Annotated in this window: 20 protein-coding genes; 18 read left to right on the forward strand and 2 right to left on the reverse strand. The window is 38.9% G+C overall.

Annotation, left to right across the window (positions count from 1 at the left end):
• The 18 genes from dnaA (at position 1) to ureG (ending at position 18,808) form a co-directional block, all read left to right on the forward strand.
• Positions 1-1,326, forward strand: coding sequence for a chromosomal replication initiator protein DnaA (gene dnaA / locus CYCME_RS00005; RefSeq protein ID WP_015004814.1), 1,326 nt, complete (start codon positions 1-3; stop codon positions 1,324-1,326).
• A gap of 172 nt (positions 1,327-1,498) precedes the next feature.
• Entirely contained in the window at positions 1,499-2,599 is a 1,101-nt protein-coding gene (gene dnaN / locus CYCME_RS00010) for a DNA polymerase III subunit beta (protein ID WP_020931749.1), read from the forward strand.
• 24 nt (positions 2,600-2,623) lie between these two features.
• Positions 2,624-3,703, forward strand: coding sequence for a DNA replication/repair protein RecF (recF, locus tag CYCME_RS00015; RefSeq protein ID WP_020931750.1), 1,080 nt, complete (start codon positions 2,624-2,626; stop codon positions 3,701-3,703).
• Complete coding sequence (gyrB, locus tag CYCME_RS00020; protein ID WP_015004817.1) at positions 3,704-6,118, forward strand: DNA topoisomerase (ATP-hydrolyzing) subunit B; 2,415 nt, start codon at positions 3,704-3,706, stop codon at positions 6,116-6,118.
• Positions 6,119-6,772: 654 nt separating this feature from the next.
• The gene (locus CYCME_RS00025) at positions 6,773-7,933 is read left to right on the forward strand and encodes a hypothetical protein (RefSeq protein WP_041932842.1); all 1,161 of its coding nucleotides are present in this window, start codon (positions 6,773-6,775) and stop codon (positions 7,931-7,933) included.
• A 35-nt stretch (positions 7,934-7,968) separates the two neighbouring features.
• Positions 7,969-9,255 (forward strand): urea ABC transporter substrate-binding protein, encoded by a 1,287-nt coding sequence (gene urtA, locus CYCME_RS00030; RefSeq protein WP_015004819.1) that lies wholly within the window; start codon positions 7,969-7,971, stop codon positions 9,253-9,255.
• A gap of 140 nt (positions 9,256-9,395) precedes the next feature.
• A complete protein-coding gene (gene urtB, locus CYCME_RS00035) occupies positions 9,396-11,006 on the forward strand; it encodes an urea ABC transporter permease subunit UrtB (RefSeq protein ID WP_020931752.1) in 1,611 nt (536 codons plus the stop codon).
• An 18-nt stretch (positions 11,007-11,024) separates the two neighbouring features.
• Positions 11,025-12,116 carry an urea ABC transporter permease subunit UrtC gene (gene urtC, locus CYCME_RS00040; RefSeq protein ID WP_015004821.1) on the forward strand — a complete coding sequence of 364 codons (1,092 nt, stop codon included), beginning with the start codon at positions 11,025-11,027 and terminating at the stop codon, positions 12,114-12,116.
• Positions 12,113-12,943 (forward strand): urea ABC transporter ATP-binding protein UrtD, encoded by an 831-nt coding sequence (gene urtD / locus CYCME_RS00045; RefSeq protein WP_015004822.1) that lies wholly within the window; start codon positions 12,113-12,115, stop codon positions 12,941-12,943. Before urtC ends, urtD begins: the two co-directional genes overlap by 4 nt.
• Positions 12,944-12,945: 2 nt before the next feature.
• On the forward strand, positions 12,946-13,641 hold the full coding sequence (gene urtE, locus CYCME_RS00050; protein ID WP_020931753.1) for an urea ABC transporter ATP-binding subunit UrtE: 696 nt from the start codon (positions 12,946-12,948) through the stop codon (positions 13,639-13,641).
• On the forward strand, positions 13,638-14,486 hold the full coding sequence (locus tag CYCME_RS00055) for an urease accessory protein UreD (protein ID WP_041932844.1): 849 nt from the start codon (positions 13,638-13,640) through the stop codon (positions 14,484-14,486). Before urtE ends, CYCME_RS00055 begins: the two co-directional genes overlap by 4 nt.
• An 11-nt stretch (positions 14,487-14,497) precedes the next feature.
• Positions 14,498-14,800 (forward strand): urease subunit gamma, encoded by a 303-nt coding sequence (ureA, locus tag CYCME_RS00060; protein ID WP_015004825.1) that lies wholly within the window; start codon positions 14,498-14,500, stop codon positions 14,798-14,800.
• A gap of 24 nt (positions 14,801-14,824) precedes the next feature.
• Positions 14,825-15,142, forward strand: a complete 318-nt coding sequence (locus CYCME_RS00065) for an urease subunit beta (protein WP_015004826.1) — start codon at positions 14,825-14,827, stop codon at positions 15,140-15,142.
• Positions 15,139-16,842 (forward strand): urease subunit alpha, encoded by a 1,704-nt coding sequence (gene ureC / locus CYCME_RS00070; RefSeq protein ID WP_020931755.1) that lies wholly within the window; start codon positions 15,139-15,141, stop codon positions 16,840-16,842. The genes CYCME_RS00065 and ureC overlap by 4 nt, the downstream gene beginning before the upstream one ends.
• Complete coding sequence (gene ureE / locus CYCME_RS00075; RefSeq protein ID WP_015004828.1) at positions 16,842-17,291, forward strand: urease accessory protein UreE; 450 nt, start codon at positions 16,842-16,844, stop codon at positions 17,289-17,291. The genes ureC and ureE overlap by 1 nt, the downstream gene beginning before the upstream one ends.
• A gap of 15 nt (positions 17,292-17,306) precedes the next feature.
• Complete coding sequence (locus CYCME_RS00080) at positions 17,307-17,489, forward strand: hypothetical protein (RefSeq protein ID WP_016390251.1); 183 nt, start codon at positions 17,307-17,309, stop codon at positions 17,487-17,489.
• Positions 17,490-17,492: 3 nt separating this feature from the next.
• Positions 17,493-18,170, forward strand: a complete 678-nt coding sequence (locus CYCME_RS00085; protein ID WP_020931757.1) for an urease accessory protein UreF — start codon at positions 17,493-17,495, stop codon at positions 18,168-18,170.
• 23 nt (positions 18,171-18,193) lie between these two features.
• Entirely contained in the window at positions 18,194-18,808 is a 615-nt protein-coding gene (gene ureG, locus CYCME_RS00090; RefSeq protein ID WP_015004831.1) for an urease accessory protein UreG, read from the forward strand.
• A 130-nt stretch (positions 18,809-18,938) separates the two neighbouring features.
• Here ureG and CYCME_RS00095 read toward each other — a convergent pair whose 3' ends face one another.
• Together CYCME_RS00095 and gmhB are read right to left on the reverse strand one after the other, a co-directional pair.
• On the reverse strand, positions 18,939-19,688 hold the full coding sequence (locus tag CYCME_RS00095) for a lysophospholipid acyltransferase family protein (RefSeq protein WP_015004832.1): 750 nt from the start codon (positions 19,686-19,688) through the stop codon (positions 18,939-18,941).
• Positions 19,660-20,208: a D-glycero-beta-D-manno-heptose 1,7-bisphosphate 7-phosphatase gene (gmhB, locus tag CYCME_RS00100; protein WP_020931758.1), complete on the reverse strand. Its 549-nt coding sequence runs from the start codon at positions 20,206-20,208 to the stop codon at positions 19,660-19,662. Before gmhB ends, CYCME_RS00095 begins: the two co-directional genes overlap by 29 nt.
• Positions 20,209-20,211 lie beyond the last annotated feature (3 nt).

Consider the following 20,211-nt stretch of genomic DNA (forward strand, 5'->3'; position numbering starts at 1 on the left):
GTGTCATCTCTCTGGGAGCAATGTTTACAACGATTAGAGGAAGAAATTCCCCCTCAACAAATAAATACCTGGGTTCGCCCTCTTCAAGCTCAAACTAATAATGATGAATTGCTTTTATTTGCGCCAAACAAATTTGTTTTAGATTGGGTTTCAGATAACTATATTGAAAATATAACCAATATAATCAATAAGTTAACTGAAAATAAAATTAAGCTTCATCTAAAAATAGGCAGTTCAAAAGTACAACCTTCGCCCGCTACTGTCAGTAAAAAAACGACGACTAAAGCTAATAACACACCCAGTGTTTCCCATAATCTTAATAGTGCCTTTACTTTTGACTCTTTCGTTATGGGTAAATCTAATGAGTTAGCCAAAGCCGCGGCTATACAGGTATCGGAGAACCCGGGTGTTTCATACAACCCGCTTTTTATCTATGGGGGAGTAGGGCTCGGTAAAACGCATTTAATGCACTCCATAGGCAATGCCATTCTTCAAAAGAACAAAAACAAACGTGTGTCTTTTTTATCATCCGAGCGCTTTGTATCCGGTATGGTCCAATCTTTACAGAAAAACACCATAAATGATTTTAAAAACTACTATCGTTCATTAGACCTATTACTTATTGACGATATCCAGTTTTTTGCAAAGAAAGAAAGATCTCAAGAAGAATTCTTTCATACCTTTAACACTCTCATTGAAAACAATAAGCAAATCGTCCTAACCTGTGATTGCTATCCAAAAGAGATCAATGGTTTAGAAGAACGACTTAAATCTCGTTTTGGTTGGGGCTTACCAATTCCCATCGAACCGCCAGACTTAGAAACACGCGTGGCTATTTTAAAAAGTAAAGCCGCGTTAAGTGGCGTTGACCTAGCTGATGAAGTTGCTTTTTTTATGGGCAATAGAATTAAATCCAATGTTAGAGAACTAGAAGGGGCCTTACGCAGAGTTTTAGCAAATGCGAACTTTACCGGTAAACCTATTACCTTAGATTTTACTAAAGAAGCACTCAGAGATTTGATTGCTCTACAAAACAAACGTATTAGCATTGATAACATTCAAAAAACGGTTGCTGAGTACTACAAAATAAGGACATCTGACTTATTGTCTGCTAAACGAACAAGATCAATCGCTCGCCCAAGACAAATAGCAATGGCTCTGGCAAAAGAACTTACTCAATACAGCTTGCCAGAAATAGGGAATCAATTTGGTGGCCGGGACCATACGACCGTTCTTCACGCAACACGAAAAGTAAAAGAGCTAAGAGACTCTGATCAATTGATTGATGAAGATTATATTAACCTGTTAAGAACCCTATCGCATTAATTAGGTGTAAGCTGTGGATAAAATTTGAGATGTTTTTACAAACAAGTTATCCACAATAGTTTTTATATTTAACAACAACTTTCAAAATAACGTAGGTTATTGATTTAAAATTAATAATTAAAAATACTAACCGATTTTTAATTCCTTATAATCATAATAAGTATTAAGAGATATGAAATTAAATATTAATAAAGAAGATCTATTAGAGCCATTACAGAAGGTTTTTGGTGTTATTGAAAGAAGACAGACCTTACCGATTTTATCGAATGTTTATTTATCGATTAACAATGGTACGATCAAATTCACAGGCACAGATTTAGAAGTACAGGTCAGCGCTAAATCCATATTGATAGGGGAAGATAGCTTTAATATAACGATTCCTGCAAGAAAGTTATTAGACATCTGTCGATCTTTACCTGATCACTGTGAATTAAATTTATCTTTCAATGATGGTGTTCTTATTATTAAATCAGGCAAAAGCAGATTTACACTTAGGACACTGCCATCAGATGAATACCCTCTTTTCGATGAATCAAGTTACCTAAATCAAATAAGCATTAACCAAGAGGTTTTATTAAAAGCCTTTAGTAAAACTATTTTTTGTATGGCACAACAAGATGTTCGTTATTATCTAAATGGTTTAATGATGGAAATTGTTGATGGTGAATTACAAACTGTCGCCTCCGACGGTCATCGGCTAGCGCTATCTAAAAATAAAATTGATAATGAAAACCAATCCATTAACCAGGTTATCATTCCAAGAAAAGCAGCCCAAGAACTACTCAGACTAATGGATAAATTTGAAGGTGCTGTTGAGATAAAGATCGCTAAAAACAGTATTAAATTCTCGTTGGGTGATGTTGAACTTAATGCAAAGTTGATTGATGGACGCTTCCCTGATTTTAATAATGTAGTCCCTGAACAAAGTAAACATAGCTTTAATATCAATAAGTTATCTTTTAAATCCGCTTTATCTCGTGTTTCCATTTTATCCAATGAAAAATATAAAGGAATACGTTTAGACTTATCAAACCAATTAATGACTATTAATGCCAATAATCCTGAACAGGATGAAGCCGAAGAAGAAGTAGTGGTTGATTACAATGGTGATGAGATGAGTATGGGCTTTAATTCAAGTTATTTAATGGATGCCCTAAATGTAATTGAATCGGATAATGTGTTAGTTTCTTTTACCGATACAAACAGTAGTTGCTTGCTTGAAAACCCAGAAGATAAGAGCAGTCAATTTATTATTATGCCAATGCGTATATAAACATTTTTACTGTAATTATTTTTCTTGTCTTTAGTCGATGTTCAAATTAAAGATGTTAGGAATATTGAAAATATAATATTCCAACCATCTCCTAAGCTTAATATTATTGTTGGGCCTAACGGGAGTGGAAAAACATCAATTCTAGAGTCGCTTTACATACTAAGTAGGGCGCGCTCTTTTAGAACGCAAAATATTACTAAGGTTCTCTCACATAATAAAGATAGCCTTATTGTTTTTGCCCAATTAGCTTATGTGAACGTTTCTCATAAGATAGCGATCAAAAAAAACAAACATAAAACCATTATCAGGATAAATGCTCGATCAGAAAAAAAATCTTCTGAATTATCCCGTCTGTTTCATGCACACCTTATCAGGCCCGAATCCCAAACATTATTAGAAAATGGTGGGGTTGGTAGAAGGGCTTTTATTGATACCGGTGTGTTCCACGTGAAACACTCATTTTTGAATATATCGAAGCAATATAACCACTTGTTGAAGCAGAGGAATAAGTTATTGAAAACCAAACAATTAGATACATTAACTGTTTGGAATAATAAACTGATTGAATACGGTACAATAGTCAGTCATGAAAGAGAGAAGTATCTTGAGTTGTTAAATAAAGAACTTAAAGGTATTGCCTGTCAGTTTATTGGTGATTCAGAGGTTACTTTAAATTACTTAAAAGGCTGGGATAAAAGCTTATCGTTTGAGGATGCGCTTAATAAAGCAAAGGACCGAGATATCTTGTATGGCTTCACTACGGCAGGCGCGCATAAAGCAGATATTAAGGTTCTGGTTAATGGAAGGTTAGCACAGGATTATTTATCCAGGGGGCAGATGAAACTGCTGGTCATTGCGATGTATTTAGCGCAAATTAAGTTAATGCGTGATCGAGTATCTAAGTCGGTTTGTGTGTTATTGGATGATTTAGGTGCTGAGCTTGATAGGGAGAATGTAAGAAAAGTAATGTTTTTTTTACAGAAACTAAATATACAGACTTTCGTGACGACAACAAATATAGATTTGTTTTTAGAGTTTATTGGTGCGAAAGAAACTAAGGTGTTTCACGTGAAACGTGGAGTTATGCAGATAGAGGATAGTTAAGTGAGCGAAGAAAAAAACAATGAGACTTATGATTCATCAAATATACAAGTTCTAAAGGGCTTAGATGCGGTTAGAAAGCGCCCAGGAATGTATATAGGTGATACCGATGATGGTTCAGGCTTACATCATATGGTGTTTGAGGCGGTTGATAATTCTATTGATGAGGCTTTAGCAGGCTACTGCACAGAGGTTGGTGTAATTATTCATGAAGATAATTCGGTTACTATCACAGATGACGGTCGTGGTATTCCTGTTGATATCCATCCCGATGAGGGGAGATCAGCTGCTGAAGTCATTATGACGGTGCTCCACGCAGGCGGTAAGTTTAATGATAACGCTTACAAAGTGTCCGGTGGATTGCATGGTGTGGGTGTGTCTGTTGTTAACGCGCTATCTGACGAATTAGAGTTAACTATAAACAGGGAAGGTAGTCAGCATTATCAGCTTTATAAAAAAGGTGAACCTGTAGAGCCGTTAAAAGTTGTAGGACCAACTGAAAAAACAGGAACAAGTCTGAGGTTTAAACCAAGTATCGGTACCTTCAGTAATATTGAATTTCATTTTGACTTATTAGCAAAAAGGCTACGAGAATTATCGTTTTTGAATTCTGGTGTAAGAATTAGGTTGTCGGATGAGCGCACCGCAAAAGAAGAGATCTTTGAATATGAAGGTGGGATTAAAGCGTTTGTTAATCACCTAAATAAAAATAAATCTCAAATCCATGAAAATATTATTTATATCAACGTAGATAAGAATGATGTGAATGTGGAGGTGGCTTTGCAATGGAATGATTCTTATCAAGAGAATATTTTTTGTTATACAAATAACATTCCTCAGAGAGACGGGGGCACACATTTAGCAGGTTTTAGAGCAGGTCTCACTCGAACATTAAATCAATATATAGAAGGTAGCGGTCTAGCAAAAAAACAGAAGGTGACAACATCGGGTGATGATGCGCGTGAAGGGCTGACGGCAGTCTTATCAGTTAAAGTACCAGATCCTAAGTTTTCATCACAAACGAAAGACAAATTGGTGTCTTCGGAAGTGAAATCCATTGTTGAATCATCCTTAGCTGAAGCGCTACAAGAGTTTTTGTTAGAAAACCCAACAGAAGCAAAAGAAATAGCTGGCAAAATGCTAGAAGCAGCCAGGGCGAGAGATGCGGCTAGAAAAGCAAGGGAGATGACACGACGTAAGTCTGCTTTAGATATTGCTGGTTTACCTGGGAAATTAGCTGATTGCCAAGAAAAAGACCCTGCATTATCAGAAATATTTCTAGTGGAAGGGGACTCGGCTGGAGGCTCAGCAAAGCAAGGCAGAGATCGAAGAACTCAAGCGATATTGCCGTTGAAAGGAAAAATACTCAATGTAGAGAAAGCTCGGTTCGATAAAATGTTATCGTCGGATGAAGTGGGAACCTTAATAACAGCATTGGGTTGCGGTATTGGTAAGGAAGAGTATAAGCCAGAAAATCTTCGTTATCATAAGATCATTATCATGACAGATGCTGATGTGGATGGCTCACATATACGAACATTGTTATTAACTTTTTTCTATCGCCAAATGCCTGAGTTGATTGAGAATGGTAATGTCTATATTGCGCAACCGCCTTTATATAAGGTTAAAAAAGGTAAACAAGAATATTATGTTAAGGATGATAATGAGCTGAATAGTTACCTTCTACAATTGGCTTTACAAAAAGCAAGTTTAGTTATTAATGAGACAACACCAGCTATTACAGGGCTTGCGCTAGAAGAACTTGCAAAAGAACATATTCAAATTGAAGGAATGATTGCGAGACTGGCGGGGCGTTATGATGAGTTGATTTTAAACGAGCTATTGGTTTCTACTGAAATAACAGAATCTGTTAGTGAAGATGAGTTAAATGATTGGTTGCAAGACTTAGAAAAAAACCTAAACGGAATAGAAAGTTGCCCAACCCAATATAGTTTGTCATTAAAGTACCAACAAGATAATTGGTCGGTTCACTGTATAACCATGTCTCATGGAGTAGAGAAATCTTTTGAAATGCCACGTCTGTTCTTTAAATCAGGTGAATATAAACGCTTAGTCAGTTTTGGTAAAACATTAGTGGGTATGTTTGAGGAAGACACGCACCTTAATATTGCTGATAAGAAACATACTGTGACTAGTTTTAAAGAAGTTTTTGAATTATTAATGAAAGAAGCAAGAAAAGGTCAACAAATCCAGCGTTATAAAGGCCTAGGAGAAATGAACCCAGATCAACTATGGGAGACAACATTAGATGCAGACTCAAGACGTTTATTGCAGGTAAGAATAGAGGATGCCATTGCAGCTGATGGAGTGTTTACAACATTAATGGGAGATGAAGTAGAACCTAGGCGAAACTTTATAGAAAAAAACGCATTAGAAGTAGCAAACTTAGATGTGTAGTTTTTTTATGAAAAAGTAACACACATAAACCAGAAGGGTTATGTGTCGTTTAAAAGTATCAAAGGCGGAAATTAAATTTCCGCTTTTTTTTGAAAAATCGGAAATGAATTTCACTAAAGGCTTTATCCTTTGCTGTAGAGCTTAAAAATAAAAAACGCATACAAATGGGTTGCTTTATGTGAAAAAGCTTCTTAAATAAGCTTTCAGGAGCTTATTTTTATCCTGGATTTAAAAAAATTTATTGAAGCCGTGTGAGAAACAAATTAAATAATTACAAGATAGGTATATTTAAGGTATGTATTAGTTGTCGAAACATCTGTTAGCAGGGGTTTAGATAGTTTGGTTCCTTATAAGAAATAAAAGCAATGGTTAGCTTTACCAGTATAAGCCTGTATTCATTCATCGAATGATGCAAGATCACAAAGTAAATCAGATCTAGGTTTGTTTAAGAGAGGGTTCTTTTATTTTAGCGATTAGTTTATATCTGGAAATCGCACCAAATTAACTCATTAATTTTTTTTAGGCTCATTTTTATGAGCTTTTTTTGTGCAATAATTCTAAATATATAGTCATTATCCATTAAAAACAAAGGGTTATATTCTGGCATGATATTCGCATCTTAGTACCTTCCATTGACAAGATAAAAGGTAATGAATGATGAAATATTCAGGAAAAGTGACAGGGATTGCGGCATTAATTGCTGCTCAAGCCATGGCTGGTTCTGTATTGGCTGGTGCAAAATTTGAAGGTTCAGATGGTAAATGGATAAGTTTCGGTGTGGGCGTGAGAACAAGTTTCACTGCAGTAGAGGATGCGTCGCCTAGTGGGGATGATTGGTCAAATGATTTTAACTTGGATAACGCGCGAATCTATATTAATGGTCAAATTTCTGAAAATATCGGGTTTGAATTAAATACCGAGACATTTTGGAGTAGTTCTAATGCACCATTTGATGAGGAGTTTGGAATTTTAGATGCTATTGCAAAGTTTAAAATTAACCCTGCACTAAATATATGGGCTGGCCGCATGCTAGTGCCTGCTGATCGTGAAGAAATGAGTGGTCCATACTACGCCAATATATGGAATGCTTTTAAAACCCCATTTGGCCCTGCTGATCAAGGAGAAGATCATGGAAAAGGTAATGCAGGTCTATATGGCCGTGATGAAGGTGTAACGGTATGGGGTCGTTTAGGAGCTGAGGAGCGTTTTACCTATGCTGTCGGTGTTTTTGAAGGTTATGAAAGTGCAGGGATGGGTGATGCGGACCCAGATGATAACTTTTTATATGCAGCGAGGTTCAGTTATAACTTCTTAAATGTTGAAAAAGCACCTGGTTATTACACAGGTAGTACATCATACGGTGCAGCGGGCGATATTTTTACTGTCTCAGTGGCTGCTCAATTTGAGGAAGATGCTACCGGTATTGTTGGTGATTTAGGTGATTTCACAGCTTTATATACAGATGTTTTATATGAAAACGTGTTGGAAAACGAAGGTGTTTTGACCATTGAAGCAGCCTATAAAGACTTTGATTTAGACGGAAAAACAAATGCATTTGGTTTATTTGAAGGTGATTCATGGAAAGCAACAACACTTTACTTGTTTCCAAACAAGTTAGGTATAGGCAAGGTTCAACCTTACTTTTCTTACTCAGAAGTAAACCCAGATAACGGCAGCGATTCTGAAACAATTGATGCTGGTTTTAATTATGTTATCGATGGGTTTAACTCTCGAATTTCTGTGGCTTACTCAAGCACAGACAACGGAACAAATGATATGGATGCTTTTGTTATCGGTTATCAATTCCAGTATTAATAATTAGCTCAACACTATTAAATAGGGAAATCAAAATGAATATAAAACGAAAATTAGTTACATCATTAGTTTCAGCAGGTGCCTTAATAGCAAGTAATGTCTATGCGGCAGAAGATACAATTAAGGTAGGGGTATTGCATTCATTATCAGGCACCATGGCAATCAGTGAAACGACCTTAAAAGATACAGTTTTAATGTTAATTGAAGAGCAAAATAAAAAAGGTGGTTTGCTAGGGAAGCAACTAGAACCCGTTGTGGTTGATCCTGCTTCAAATTGGCCATTATTTGCTGAGAAAGCGAAGGAGTTAATTGATAAAGATAAGGTATCAGCGGTATTTGGTTGTTGGACTTCAGTGTCACGTAAATCAGTATTACCTGTATTTGAAGAATCAGATAGCATACTTTTTTATCCAGTACAGTACGAAGGCGAAGAGTCTTCTAAAAATGTTTTCTATACAGGGGCTGCACCTAATCAACAAGCCATTCCAGCGGTAGATTACCTGATGAATGACATTGGTGTTGAGCGTTGGGTATTAGCCGGAACTGATTATGTCTACCCACGAACAACAAACAAAATTCTTGAGGCGTATCTGAAATCAAAGGGTGTTGCAGCAGAAGACATTATGATCAATTACACTCCCTTTGGTCATTCAGATTGGCAGTCAATAGTCTCTGATGTAAAGAAATTTGGTTCAGCAGGGAAGAAAACAGCAGTGGTTTCTACCATTAACGGTGATGCTAATGTTCCTTTCTATAAAGAGCTTGGAAACCAAGGTATTTCAGCTGAAGATATTCCTGTTGTAGCCTTCTCAGTTGGTGAGGAAGAACTATCAGGTATGGATACTAAACCATTAGTTGGCCATTTGGCGGCATGGAATTACTTTATGAGTATTGAAGCTGAGACTAATGATAAGTTTATTTCAGCCTGGCATGATTTTACTAAAGATGAAAAACGGGTAACGAATGACCCAATGGAAGCGACGTATATCGGCTTCAATATGTGGGTTAAAGCCGTAGAAAAAGCAGGCACAACTGATTCAGCGGCTGTACAAGAGGCCATTATTGGCATTTCAGTTCCAAATCTTACAGGTGGTTATTCGTCGATGATGCCAAATCATCACATTACTAAGCCAGTTGTCATTGGTGAAATCCAAGATGATGGTCAGTTTGGTACTGTTTGGGAAACATCTGGTTTAGTGGCAGGGGATGCATGGTCAGATTACTTAGAAGGATCGAAAGACCTTATTTCAGATTGGCGTAAACCGCTTTCATGCGGCAATTACAATGTGAAAACGGCAAAGTGTTCAGGTCAAAACTTCTAATCAGTTGTAATCGCAAAATTTTTGGCCAGGCACAAGTAAGTTGATGTTGTGTCTGGCCATGTATTTAAATTAAGAGATTAAATTGTACTTAATAACAGCAGACCTTTTCAGAAACACAATAATACTTAAGAGTGTGATTCATGACATACGTAACTAGGATGGTCGTACTAATACTAATGGTAATAATACCCATTAGTTCTTCGTCTTTTGCTGATGATGGGATATCAGCCGATTTTGAAATTATGTTAGCAGATTTAACATCATCTAAATTTAAAAAAAGGACGCAAGCGATAGAAAAACTCGTCAAAATTAATGACAAACGCTTGCCACTAGTAATTGATGCCTTACTACATAGTCAGCTTCATTACCGAAAAGCAGATAAATTGGTGGCTGTATTAACTGAAAAAACAGGTAAAGACTACGCAAGTGCAGTATTAACAGGTGAATCGCTGGGTGTTGCTATTTCATCAGAGTGGAAAAAAATAATCATCAGTAATCGTTTGCGTACAACGTTACGTGATGCGTTGGCGATGATTCAACTTAATGATGAAAATGCAACGATAAGGAAAACAGCTGTTGATCAGGTGTTAAGTCAAATAGATGTCAAGCAATTAGCGGCATTAGAAAAACGTTATAAGATAGAGCAGGATGATGACGTTAAAGAAAAATTAAATGTAGCTATTTCAACGCTAAAGCTTAAAAAGAATGAGGGTGATACACGAAACTTGATTGCAAATGTGAAAGACAGTGTTAACCCGAGTGTGCGTCAAGTATTGGCAGAAGTTATAGACAATGTAAACGATAAAGAAACGAAAAATCTTGCGACGAAAACATTAGCCAAGATTGATCAACGAGTTAGCCAGTATGCCAAAGTTGAAACCCTGTTTTTTGGTTTAAGTCTTGGATCAGTGTTAGTACTTGCCGCTATTGGCCTAGCTATAACCTTTGGTGTGATGGGTGTTATCAATATGGCTCATGGCGAATTAATTATGTTAGGTGCTTACACAACATATGTTGTGCAACTTTGGTTTCCAAACCTAATTGAATATTCAGTATTAATTGCTATTCCACTGGCTTTTATTGTTTCAGGATTGGTGGGAATTCTAATTGAACGAGGTATTATTAGGTTTTTATATGGCAGACCGCTTGAAACATTATTGGCTACATTTGGTGTCAGCTTAGTTTTACAACAAGTTGTACGATCAATTTTTGGACCCTTAAATCGAGCAGTAGAATCACCAACATGGATGAGTGGGGTGTGGCAGGTTAATGATGCTTTAGCACTAACGTGGAATCGGCTCTATATTATTGTTTTTGCAGTATTAGTGTTTTTCATTTTATTGTTTATTTTAAAAAAAACCACACTCGGTTTAAAGGTAAGGGCCGTTTCCCAAAACCGGACTATGGCCTGTGCAATGGGGGTTAAAGCAAACTGGGTGGATGCAATGACGTTTGGTTTAGGCTCTGGAATTGCAGGTGTTGCAGGGGTAGCACTTAGTCAGTTAACAAACGTAGGCCCTAACTTAGGGCAAGCCTACATTATCGACTCATTTATGGTGGTTGTATTTGGTGGGGTAGGGAATTTATGGGGTACGTTAGTTGCTGGACTAAGCCTAGGTATCACTAATAAATTACTCGAACCTTGGGCGGGTGCAGTGTTAGCGAAAATTATCGTCTTGCTATTTATCATTTTATTTATTCAGAAACGACCTAGTGGGCTATTCCCACAAAAAGGTCGGGCAGCAACTTAAAAGTGGGGGATAAATAAAATGTATATGAAGAAAATTTTAAAAGATGATGTCGGTGGTCAAGTTTTTCTTACTATTTTACTGCTCGTTAGTATTATGGTGCCGCTATTAAATTTAGTTGTACCAGAAGGAAGTGCCTTTCACTTAACAACCTATACAGTCACTTTATTAGGCAAGTATCTTACTTATGCATTATTGGCGATAGCTGTCGATTTGGTTTGGGGAGTGCTAGGCATTTTAAGTTTAGGACACGGGGCTTTTTTCGCACTGGGTGGTTATGCGATGGGTATGTACCTTATGCGTCAGATAGGTGATAGAGGCGTGTATGGGAACCCCGAGTTACCAGATTTTATGGTTTTTCTTAACTGGACTGAATTACCGTGGTTTTGGCAAGGCTTTGATCAGTTTTGGTTTGCAGCGATTATGGTTATGTTAGTACCGGGTTTATTAGCCTATCTGTTTGGCTGGTTAGCTTTCCGTTCTCGTGTAACAGGTGTTTATTTATCAATCATGACTCAAGCATTAACTTATGCACTAATGTTAGCGTTTTTTAGAAACGAGCTTGGTTTTGGTGGGAATAATGGTTTAACGGATTTTAAAGATATTCTCGGTTTTTCACTGCAAAGTGATGCAACTAGAGTGGGTTTATTCTTTGCTTCGGCAGTGGCGCTAGCTTTTGGTTATTTAGCTTGTCGAGCGATTGTACAATCTAAATTAGGTCGCGTTGCAATAGCGGTACGAGACTCAGAAGATAGGCTTCGCTTTATTGGTTACCGAGTTGAAAATGTAAAACTGTGGATATTCACTTTTTCTGCAATTCTTGCAGGCATTGCTGGTGCCTTGTATGTACCACAGGTTGCGATTATTAATCCAGGTGAATTTTCACCATTACTCTCTATAGAAATGGTCGTTTGGGTAGCGATTGGTGGACGGTCAACACTATATGGTGCGGTAATAGGGGCGATTTTAGTGAATTTCTCAAAAACATACTTTACCGGTGCATTTCCTGAGGTTTGGTTATATGCACTAGGCGGGTTATTTATCTTTGCAACCATGTACCTACCGCAAGGAGTAGCCGGCTTATTCAAAAAAAGCAAAGAGGCTACGGTATGAGTACATTAGATATGGTGCGTGATGTATTGCGCCGAGATGAGGTGTTTGATTTATTAAAGCCGGATATAAACCCTAACCTAGAGGTTAGTAAAGACATTATTTTATATATGGAAGATGTCAGTGTGAGCTTTGATGGCTTCAAAGCCATTAATGATCTTAACTTATATATTAATGATGGAGAGTTACGTTGTATTATCGGTCCAAATGGTGCTGGTAAAACAACGATGATGGATATTATTACCGGCAGAACTAAGCCGGATAGTGGAACTGTTTATTTTGGCCAAACGATGAACCTGCTTAGAATGACTGAGCCAGAAATATCGAATGCTGGTATTGGTCGTAAGTTTCAAAAACCAACAATATTTGAAAACCATACTGTATTTGAAAACCTTGAGCTATCGATGAAAGGTGATAAAGGTGTTTGGGCGACGCTATTTGCAACATTAACGGGCGAGCAACGGGATACTATTGACCAAGTACTTGAGAGAATTGGTTTACTTGAAAAAGCAATACTGCCTGCGGGTTTATTGTCTCATGGTCAAAAACAATGGTTAGAGATTGGTATGTTATTAATGCAACGGCCTAGGCTGTTATTAGTGGATGAACCTGTAGCAGGAATGACACATCAAGAAATGGAAAAAACCGGGGAACTACTGACCTCACTGGCAGGAGAGCATTCTGTTGTAGTTGTAGAGCATGATATGGATTTTGTTCGTTCAATTGCACGCAAAGTGACCGTGTTACATCAAGGGCGTGTGCTTTCAGAAGGAACCATGGATGAAGTGCAGAATGATGAGCGTGTTATTGAAGTCTATTTAGGTGCTTAGCGATGTTAAAAATTGAAAAATTAAATCAATACTATGGTCAAAGTCATACATTGTGGGATTTAGATATAGAAATACCTAAAGGGAAATGTACCTGTTTGATGGGGCGCAACGGTGTTGGAAAAACCACTCTAGTCCAAAGTGTGATGGGAATTTTGCCAACAAAATCTGGAAGCATGATGTTTGATGGTCAAGAGCTATCTAAATTATCTGCGGAAAAACGAGCGAGTTTAGGGATCGGTTATGTACCTCAAGGGCGACAAGTTTTTCCACTGTTAACGGTAGAAGAAAATTTAAAAATTGGATTATCATCACGCCGAGATAAGGTGCGAACAATTCCTGAGTCTATTTATGAAATGTTCCCGGTATTAAAAGAAATGTCACAACGCCGTGGAGGAGACTTGTCGGGTGGCCAGCAACAACAATTAGCTATTGGGCGTGCCCTAGCGCTTGATCCTGTTATGTTAATTCTTGATGAGCCTACAGAGGGTATTCAGCCAAATATAGTTCAAGAAATTGGCGATATTATTAATAAATTGAACAAAGAAGCTGGGTTAACCGTATTGCTTGTTGAGCAAAAGTTACCGATAACTAAAAAAGTTGCTGACCAATTTATCATTATGGAACGCGGGTGCGCAGTAGCTAAGGGTGAAATTGCTGAATTAACGGATGATTTGGTCAGTGAATATTTAACCGTATGAGTTCAGCATTAACGTCAACAATAGAGACAGAAACAGTGTCTGGTTGGGAGGCTCAGCTGGATTTAAAGTTTGCAGTGCAAGTGAATAAAACGGTGTTGTCTGCACGCCAACAACGTGGGCCCTTAGCTGTTCAGCGTGCATTTTATCCTGAAGGTGATGTATGTCACTTGTATATATTACATCCACCGGGTGGAGTGGTAGGTGGTGATCGCTTGTATATAAATGTGGATGTGGGGCAGCAGGCTAATACGCTATTAACTACGCCGGGTGCAACGAAGTATTACAAAAGCCAAGGCGATACAGCACACCAACAACAAAGGCTAACTGTAGATGAAGGGGCAGCATTAGAGTGGTTTCCTCAGGAAAATATTTATTTTCCTGGCGCGAAAGTTCATTTGAGTACTCATATCGACCTTACGCCAACAGCACAATTTATAGGCTGGGAAATGCATTGTTTTGGTTTACCAGCTAATCAACAAAAATTTACCGAAGGTCGCTTGCAGTTGGATTTTATGCTTAGTCGTAATGAGAGACCGCTATTAATAGAAAAAATGAACGTTGAAGCAAATAAATTGGAGTCACCAACCGGTTTACGTAATAATTCGGTGATGGCTATTTTTTTGGCAACGCCTGCAAACAACAGCATGCTAGAGATGGTGCGAACATTATTGACAGATGATAATAACGTATTGATTGCCGCAACCTTAGTCGAAGACTGTTTATTGGTGCGATATTTAGGTGATTCTACGGAGCAATGTAGGAAAATATTCACTCGTCTATGGGGTGAATTAAGGCCATTGGTACTCAAGCGTAAAGCCTGTTCACCACGCATCTGGGCTACTTAGTAGGATTAATTATGAATTTGACCCCAAGAGAAAAAGATAAGTTATTAATTTTTACCGCAGGATTACTAGCTGAGCGGCGCAAAGCGCGAGGTGTAAAGTTAAATCACCCTGAAGCCATTGCTTATATTAGTTCGGCCATACTAGAGGGTGCGCGAGATGGACAAAGTGTGTCTGAATTAATGAATTTTGGTCGCACACTATTAACACGAGATGATGTAATGACAGGCATTGCCGAAATGATTCAGGAGGTACAAGTTGAGGCAACATTTCCCGATGGTACAAAGTTGGTAACTATCCATGATCCAATTGTTTAATAAAGTACGACAGGAAGGTGCCTTATGATTCCAGGTGAAGTAAAGGTTCTAGAGGGCTCGATTAAGCTTAACGTTGGCCGTGAAACAGTCCTTGTTAGTGTGGCTAATACGGGTGACCGTCCGATTCAAATTGGTTCTCACTATCACTTTTTTGAAACCAATCCTGCTTTAACATTCGATCGAAAAAAAACCTATGGGTTTAGATTAAATATAGCTGCCGGTACAGCGGTGCGTTTTGAACCAGGGCAAACGCGGGAAGTGGAGTTGGTCGCCTATGCGGGAGATCGAAAAGTGTACGGCTTTAATGCTGAAGTAATGGGTACTTTGGAGACGGACTCATGACCAGGATTAGTAGACAAGCTTATATGGAGATGTACGGGCCCACGACAGGGGATCGTGTTCGATTAGGTGATACCGAGCTTTGGATTAAAGTTGAAGATGACCGAACCATCTATGGTGATGAAGTAAAATTTGGTGGTGGTAAAGTTATTCGTGATGGAATGGGGCAGAGCCAACGTGTAGATGCGGAGGTCGTTGATGTGGTCATTACCAATGCATTAATTCTAGATCACTGGGGTATTATTAAAGCGGATGTTGGTATTAAACATGGACGTATTGTTGGTATTGGTAAAGCCGGTAACCCTGATGTACAGCCCGGTGTTGATATAGTCGTTGGGCCAGGAACCGAGGTCATTGCCGGAGAAGGCCAAATATTAACGGCCGGTGGTGTGGATTCGCATATTCACTTTATTTGTCCTCAACAGGTTGAAGAAGCTTTGATGTCAGGTATCACCACCATGTTAGGTGGTGGTACCGGCCCTGCTACTGGAACTAACGCCACCACGTGTACACCGGGTATTTGGAATATGCATCGAATGCTGGAAGCAGCAGAAGAATTGCCGATGAATATCGGTTACTTAGCTAAAGGCAATGCCAGTAGTGAAGAGCCACTAGTAGAACAAATAACAGCCGGCGCGATTGGCCTTAAATTACATGAAGATTGGGGGACGACACCGGCTTCAATTGACACGTGCTTGTCAGTAGCTGAGAAAATGGATGTACAAGTCGCAATTCATACAGACACATTAAATGAGTCCGGTTTTGTAGAACATACCTTAGGTGCAATGAAGGGGCGTACAATTCATACGTACCATACGGAAGGTGCTGGCGGTGGTCATGCGCCAGATATTATCAAGGCCTGTGGTGAATCGTTTGTATTACCATCCTCGACGAACCCAACAAGGCCCTATACGATCAATACGGTGGATGAACATTTAGATATGTTGATGGTTTGCCATCATTTAGACCCTAATATTGCTGAAGATGTGGCTTTCGCAGAGTCTCGTATTCGCCGGGAAACCATAGCAGCAGAAGATATTCTGCATGACCTAGGTGCATTTTCAATGATTGCGTCTGATTCGCAAGCAATGGGACGGGTTGGCGAAGTTATTACGCGCACATGGCAGACAGCACATAAAATGAAAGTACAACGGGGTGCATTAGAAACAGATGATGAGTTGTCGGATAACTTTAGAGCAAAACGCTATATTGCTAAATATACAATTAATCCTGCAATAACACATGGCATGTCTCATGAATTAGGCTCAATTGAGGTCGGTAAATTAGCTGACTTGGTTTTATGGTCGCCCGCATTTTTTGCCACTAAACCAAGTCTGATTATTAAAGGTGGCATGATAGTAGCCGCTCCAATGGGCGATCCAAATGCATCTATTCCTACACCTCAGCCAGTGCATTATCGAACTATGTTTGGAGCACTCGGCGGTGCACGGCATGCAACTCGTATGACGTTTGTGTCGCAAGCTGCTGCGAAAGATGATATTGCAGGCAAGTTAGGCTTAAAAAGCATGATTGGGGTAGTCAAACATTGCCGTGATGTATGTAAGTCGGATATGCTGCTTAATGATTATCAGCCTAATATTCAAGTTGACCCTCAAACCTATCAAGTGTTTGCTGATGGTGAGCAGTTGACCTGTGAGCCAGCAACAGAGTTACCGTTAACGCAACGATATTTTTTATTTTAATGATGCTGAAGTTAGTAAAAAAACTGAAAGAAGCGGCTGATGCGCAAGCAAGCTTAACCCTGCCACTGGCAAGTAGGGTTAAAAGTCGGCTACGATCAACCCTAGATGATGGACGAGAAGTTGGCTTATTTTTAGAAAGAGGCCAAACTCTTTATCATGGAGACTTATTAGTAAGTACCGATGGGTTGGTTGTTAAGGTCATTGCTGCGGATGAAACCGTGTCGACAGTAAATTGCGATGATTATCTATTACAGGCAAGAGCAAGTTACCACTTGGGTAATAGGCATGTTGCCCTACAGATTAAACCCGGACAGCTGCGCTACCTTCATGACCATGTTTTAGACGACATGCTTAAGGGGTTTGGGTTAACCGTTAAGGTCGAAAAAGCGCCATTTGAACCTGAGCCAGGTGCTTATCAAAGTACTGGATTACATCACCATGAACATTAAGTAGGAGCTTTCTTCATGAATAAATTACTCGTAGCGATCGTCACTTTATTTCCAGCTTTAGCATATGCCCACCAAGAGCATGGGCACAACCTATCAGAAAATATTTCGCATATATTTTCAAATCCAGAACATGTGTGGCCTTTATCGTTGGGCATTGTTTTGATTGTTGTTATTGGGGCCGCTTTTAGTAAAAAGTAATTAATGCTGGAGTCTAATGTTAGTTTAATACGGCTATTACAATTGTGTAGTAGTGCGTTGCCGATAGGCGGATTCACATACTCACAAGGCATAGAATGGGCTGTTGAAGGACACTGGGTGAATAGTGAAAACGATTTGCGAGCATGGTTATTAGATCTCATAAAAACTAATCTGCAACAGCTTGAAATTCCAGTTTTTTTGAGAATGCTTAGAGCGTGTGAAGATAATGACGAATTAGCATTAAAGCGTTGGTCAGATATTTTATTGGCCTATAGAGAAACCAGTGAGCTGAGATTAGAAGAAAATAACCGTGGCCGAGCAATGACGCGATTATTAATAGATTTAGAGGTGGAGGCTTCTATTGATTTACAGTCAACACTGGCGAAAACGCAAACAGCTGGGTTTGCGTTAGCTGTCAATCAATGGGGTATTCCTGTCAATATAGCTGCTCATGGTTTTGCTTGGACTTGGCTGGAGAACCTAGTTATTTCTGGTGTAAAACTAATACCTTTAGGTCAAGTTTCTGGCCAACGTATTTTACGTGATTTAGCAAAGCCGTTAGCTACAGCAGTGGAGCAGGGGTTGGAAATTCTTGATGAAGATATAGGTAGCTCATCGCCAGCGTTGGCTCATGCTAGCGCACGCCACGAAACACAATACACACGATTATTTAGATCTTAACATTTGGGTAAAAAAAGAAAATGATGAATAGTTCAAAAAAAATACCTTTACGAGTTGGAGTGGGTGGCCCGGTTGGGTCAGGTAAAACAGCTTTATTGGACTCCCTTTGTAAAGCGATGCGTGCTGATTACCAGTTAGCAGTGGTTACGAATGATATTTATACAAAAGAAGATGCGCAATTCTTAACTAAAAGTGAAGCGCTTGCAGCTGATCGAATTGTGGGGGTTGAAACGGGTGGCTGTCCTCATACAGCTATTCGTGAAGATGCATCAATGAACCTTGCTGCTGTTGAGGATTTGAGTGAGAAATTTCCAGATTTAGATCTAATATTTATTGAAAGCGGTGGTGATAATTTATCGGCTACATTTAGTCCTGAATTAGCCGATATTACAATTTATGTTATTGATGTTGCTGAAGGAGAAAAAATTCCTAGGAAAGGTGGCCCTGGTATTACGCGCTCAGACCTTTTAGTGATTAACAAAATTGATTTAGCACCCTATGTAGGCGCATCATTGGATGTAATGGATAAGGATACGAAGCGAATGCGAGTAGATAAACCTTATGTTTTTACAAACCTTAAGACCGGTGAAGGTCGCGCCAGCATTATCGACTTTCTAGTTAAAGAAGGCATGCTTTAAAGCCGAAACTTTACTCTGGATAGGTCAACTATACCTAATAAAACCTATTGCTAATGGGGTTATTAGTGATCACTTGAAAGCTATAAGAGTTGATTTAATAGCATGATAGTTAAGGGACACTAATAACGTTTTAAGGCGATTTGTTTGTTATTTCTTCCATCTGCCCTTCAATCCAGTTTTCTGCTTGTTGATTGAGCTCTTTGGCAGACATGGCGTTACTGTCGATCATTTTTCCAATTCGAACTTGAATCGTACCTGGGTGCTTTATGAAAGCATTTTTTTTCCAAAACTCGCCGGCATTATGTGCAACAGGAATAACCGGGTAACCAGACTTTTCCGCTAATAAGGCACCGCCTACCATGTACTTTTTTCGTTCACCAGGGGCTGTTCGTGTGCCTTCTGGAAAAATAACAACCCACCGACCAGATTGAAGTCGTTGGCTGCCTTGTTTGATAATTTGTCGAAACGATTTACTCTTTTTTGAGCGGTCTATTGCAATAGGTTGCGTTAGTGCAAGCGCCCAGCCAAATAAAGGGATCCACAGCAGTTCTTTTTTTAAGACCCAGCATTGCTCTGGAAACATGACTTGTAACGCAAAGGTTTCCCAAGCAGATTGATGTTTACAAAAAATAATGCCATTACCTTTTATGTTTTCTAAACCAGTTACCTGAAAATCCAGCTTACAAATAACTTTAAGGCCTTTAATAACCAGTTTAGCCCAGGTGCTAGCTATGGCGTATCTTATGTTATAGGAGAACGGAAAAGACAGTAGAACCAGTGGTGCAAATATAAACAAAGTAGTGACTTGGAATATAAAAAAAACAACCGATCGTAATCCGGGAATTAACAGTTTAAATAAGGATGTTTTGGCTTGCGTCATAAAGTGTCTCAAAAATAGGGTAAGGGAGCTCAGGGTTTTCTTGTTGAGTTTTTTTTCCTTTTCCGGTCAAAACAAGTATGGCTTTTGAACCAGCTTCAGTTGCGGCTTGTAAGTCCCTTAGGCTATCGCCAATGACAATAGCGGCGTTTAAATCAATATTGAATTCTAGGGATAAATCATGCAATAAGCCAGGCTTTGGTTTACGGCAAGTACAATGATCATCAGGTGTGTGTGGGCAAAAGGCTATCCCAGTAATTTCACCGCCGGCTTGATGTATTAAATCGAGCATTTTGTTGTGCATGGCGGTTAAGGTATCTAAGCTAAAGTACCCACGACCTAAACCGGATTGGTTGGTTGCAATAAAAATTCGATGACCTGCTTTGTGCAAGTTAGCAATCGCAAGAATGCTACTTTGAATTGGGAGCCATTCATTAACACTTTTAACGTAGCTGTCACTGTCGATATTAATAACACCATCACGGTCTAAAATAATGTCTGGCTTGTTTATTTTAGTAAGCATTAC

The sequence above is a fragment of the Cycloclasticus zancles 78-ME genome (assembly GCF_000442595.1).
GTDB classification, from domain to species: domain Bacteria; phylum Pseudomonadota; class Gammaproteobacteria; order Methylococcales; family Cycloclasticaceae; genus Cycloclasticus; species Cycloclasticus pugetii.

What these genes read in the sequence shown, in the direction of transcription:
- ureA (WP_015004825.1), top strand. Translation starts at nt 14,498, where the DNA reads ATGAATTTGACCCCAAGAGAAAAAGATAAGTTATTAATTTTTACCGCA.
- CYCME_RS00025 (WP_041932842.1), top strand. Translation starts at nt 6,773, where the DNA reads ATGATGAAATATTCAGGAAAAGTGACAGGGATTGCGGCATTAATTGCT.
- dnaN (WP_020931749.1), top strand. Translation starts at nt 1,499, where the DNA reads ATGAAATTAAATATTAATAAAGAAGATCTATTAGAGCCATTACAGAAG.
- ureC (WP_020931755.1), top strand. Translation starts at nt 15,139, where the DNA reads ATGACCAGGATTAGTAGACAAGCTTATATGGAGATGTACGGGCCCACG.
- ureE (WP_015004828.1), top strand. Translation starts at nt 16,842, where the DNA reads ATGATGCTGAAGTTAGTAAAAAAACTGAAAGAAGCGGCTGATGCGCAA.
- gmhB (WP_020931758.1), bottom strand. Translation starts at nt 20,208, where the DNA reads ATGCTTACTAAAATAAACAAGCCAGACATTATTTTAGACCGTGATGGT.
- CYCME_RS00080 (WP_016390251.1), top strand. Translation starts at nt 17,307, where the DNA reads ATGAATAAATTACTCGTAGCGATCGTCACTTTATTTCCAGCTTTAGCA.
- urtE (WP_020931753.1), top strand. Translation starts at nt 12,946, where the DNA reads ATGTTAAAAATTGAAAAATTAAATCAATACTATGGTCAAAGTCATACA.
- CYCME_RS00055 (WP_041932844.1), top strand. Translation starts at nt 13,638, where the DNA reads ATGAGTTCAGCATTAACGTCAACAATAGAGACAGAAACAGTGTCTGGT.
- urtB (WP_020931752.1), top strand. Translation starts at nt 9,396, where the DNA reads ATGACATACGTAACTAGGATGGTCGTACTAATACTAATGGTAATAATA.
- CYCME_RS00085 (WP_020931757.1), top strand. Translation starts at nt 17,493, where the DNA reads ATGCTGGAGTCTAATGTTAGTTTAATACGGCTATTACAATTGTGTAGT.
- urtA (WP_015004819.1), top strand. Translation starts at nt 7,969, where the DNA reads ATGAATATAAAACGAAAATTAGTTACATCATTAGTTTCAGCAGGTGCC.
- ureG (WP_015004831.1), top strand. Translation starts at nt 18,194, where the DNA reads ATGAATAGTTCAAAAAAAATACCTTTACGAGTTGGAGTGGGTGGCCCG.
- CYCME_RS00095 (WP_015004832.1), bottom strand. Translation starts at nt 19,688, where the DNA reads ATGACGCAAGCCAAAACATCCTTATTTAAACTGTTAATTCCCGGATTA.
- urtD (WP_015004822.1), top strand. Translation starts at nt 12,113, where the DNA reads ATGAGTACATTAGATATGGTGCGTGATGTATTGCGCCGAGATGAGGTG.
- urtC (WP_015004821.1), top strand. Translation starts at nt 11,025, where the DNA reads ATGTATATGAAGAAAATTTTAAAAGATGATGTCGGTGGTCAAGTTTTT.
- CYCME_RS00065 (WP_015004826.1), top strand. Translation starts at nt 14,825, where the DNA reads ATGATTCCAGGTGAAGTAAAGGTTCTAGAGGGCTCGATTAAGCTTAAC.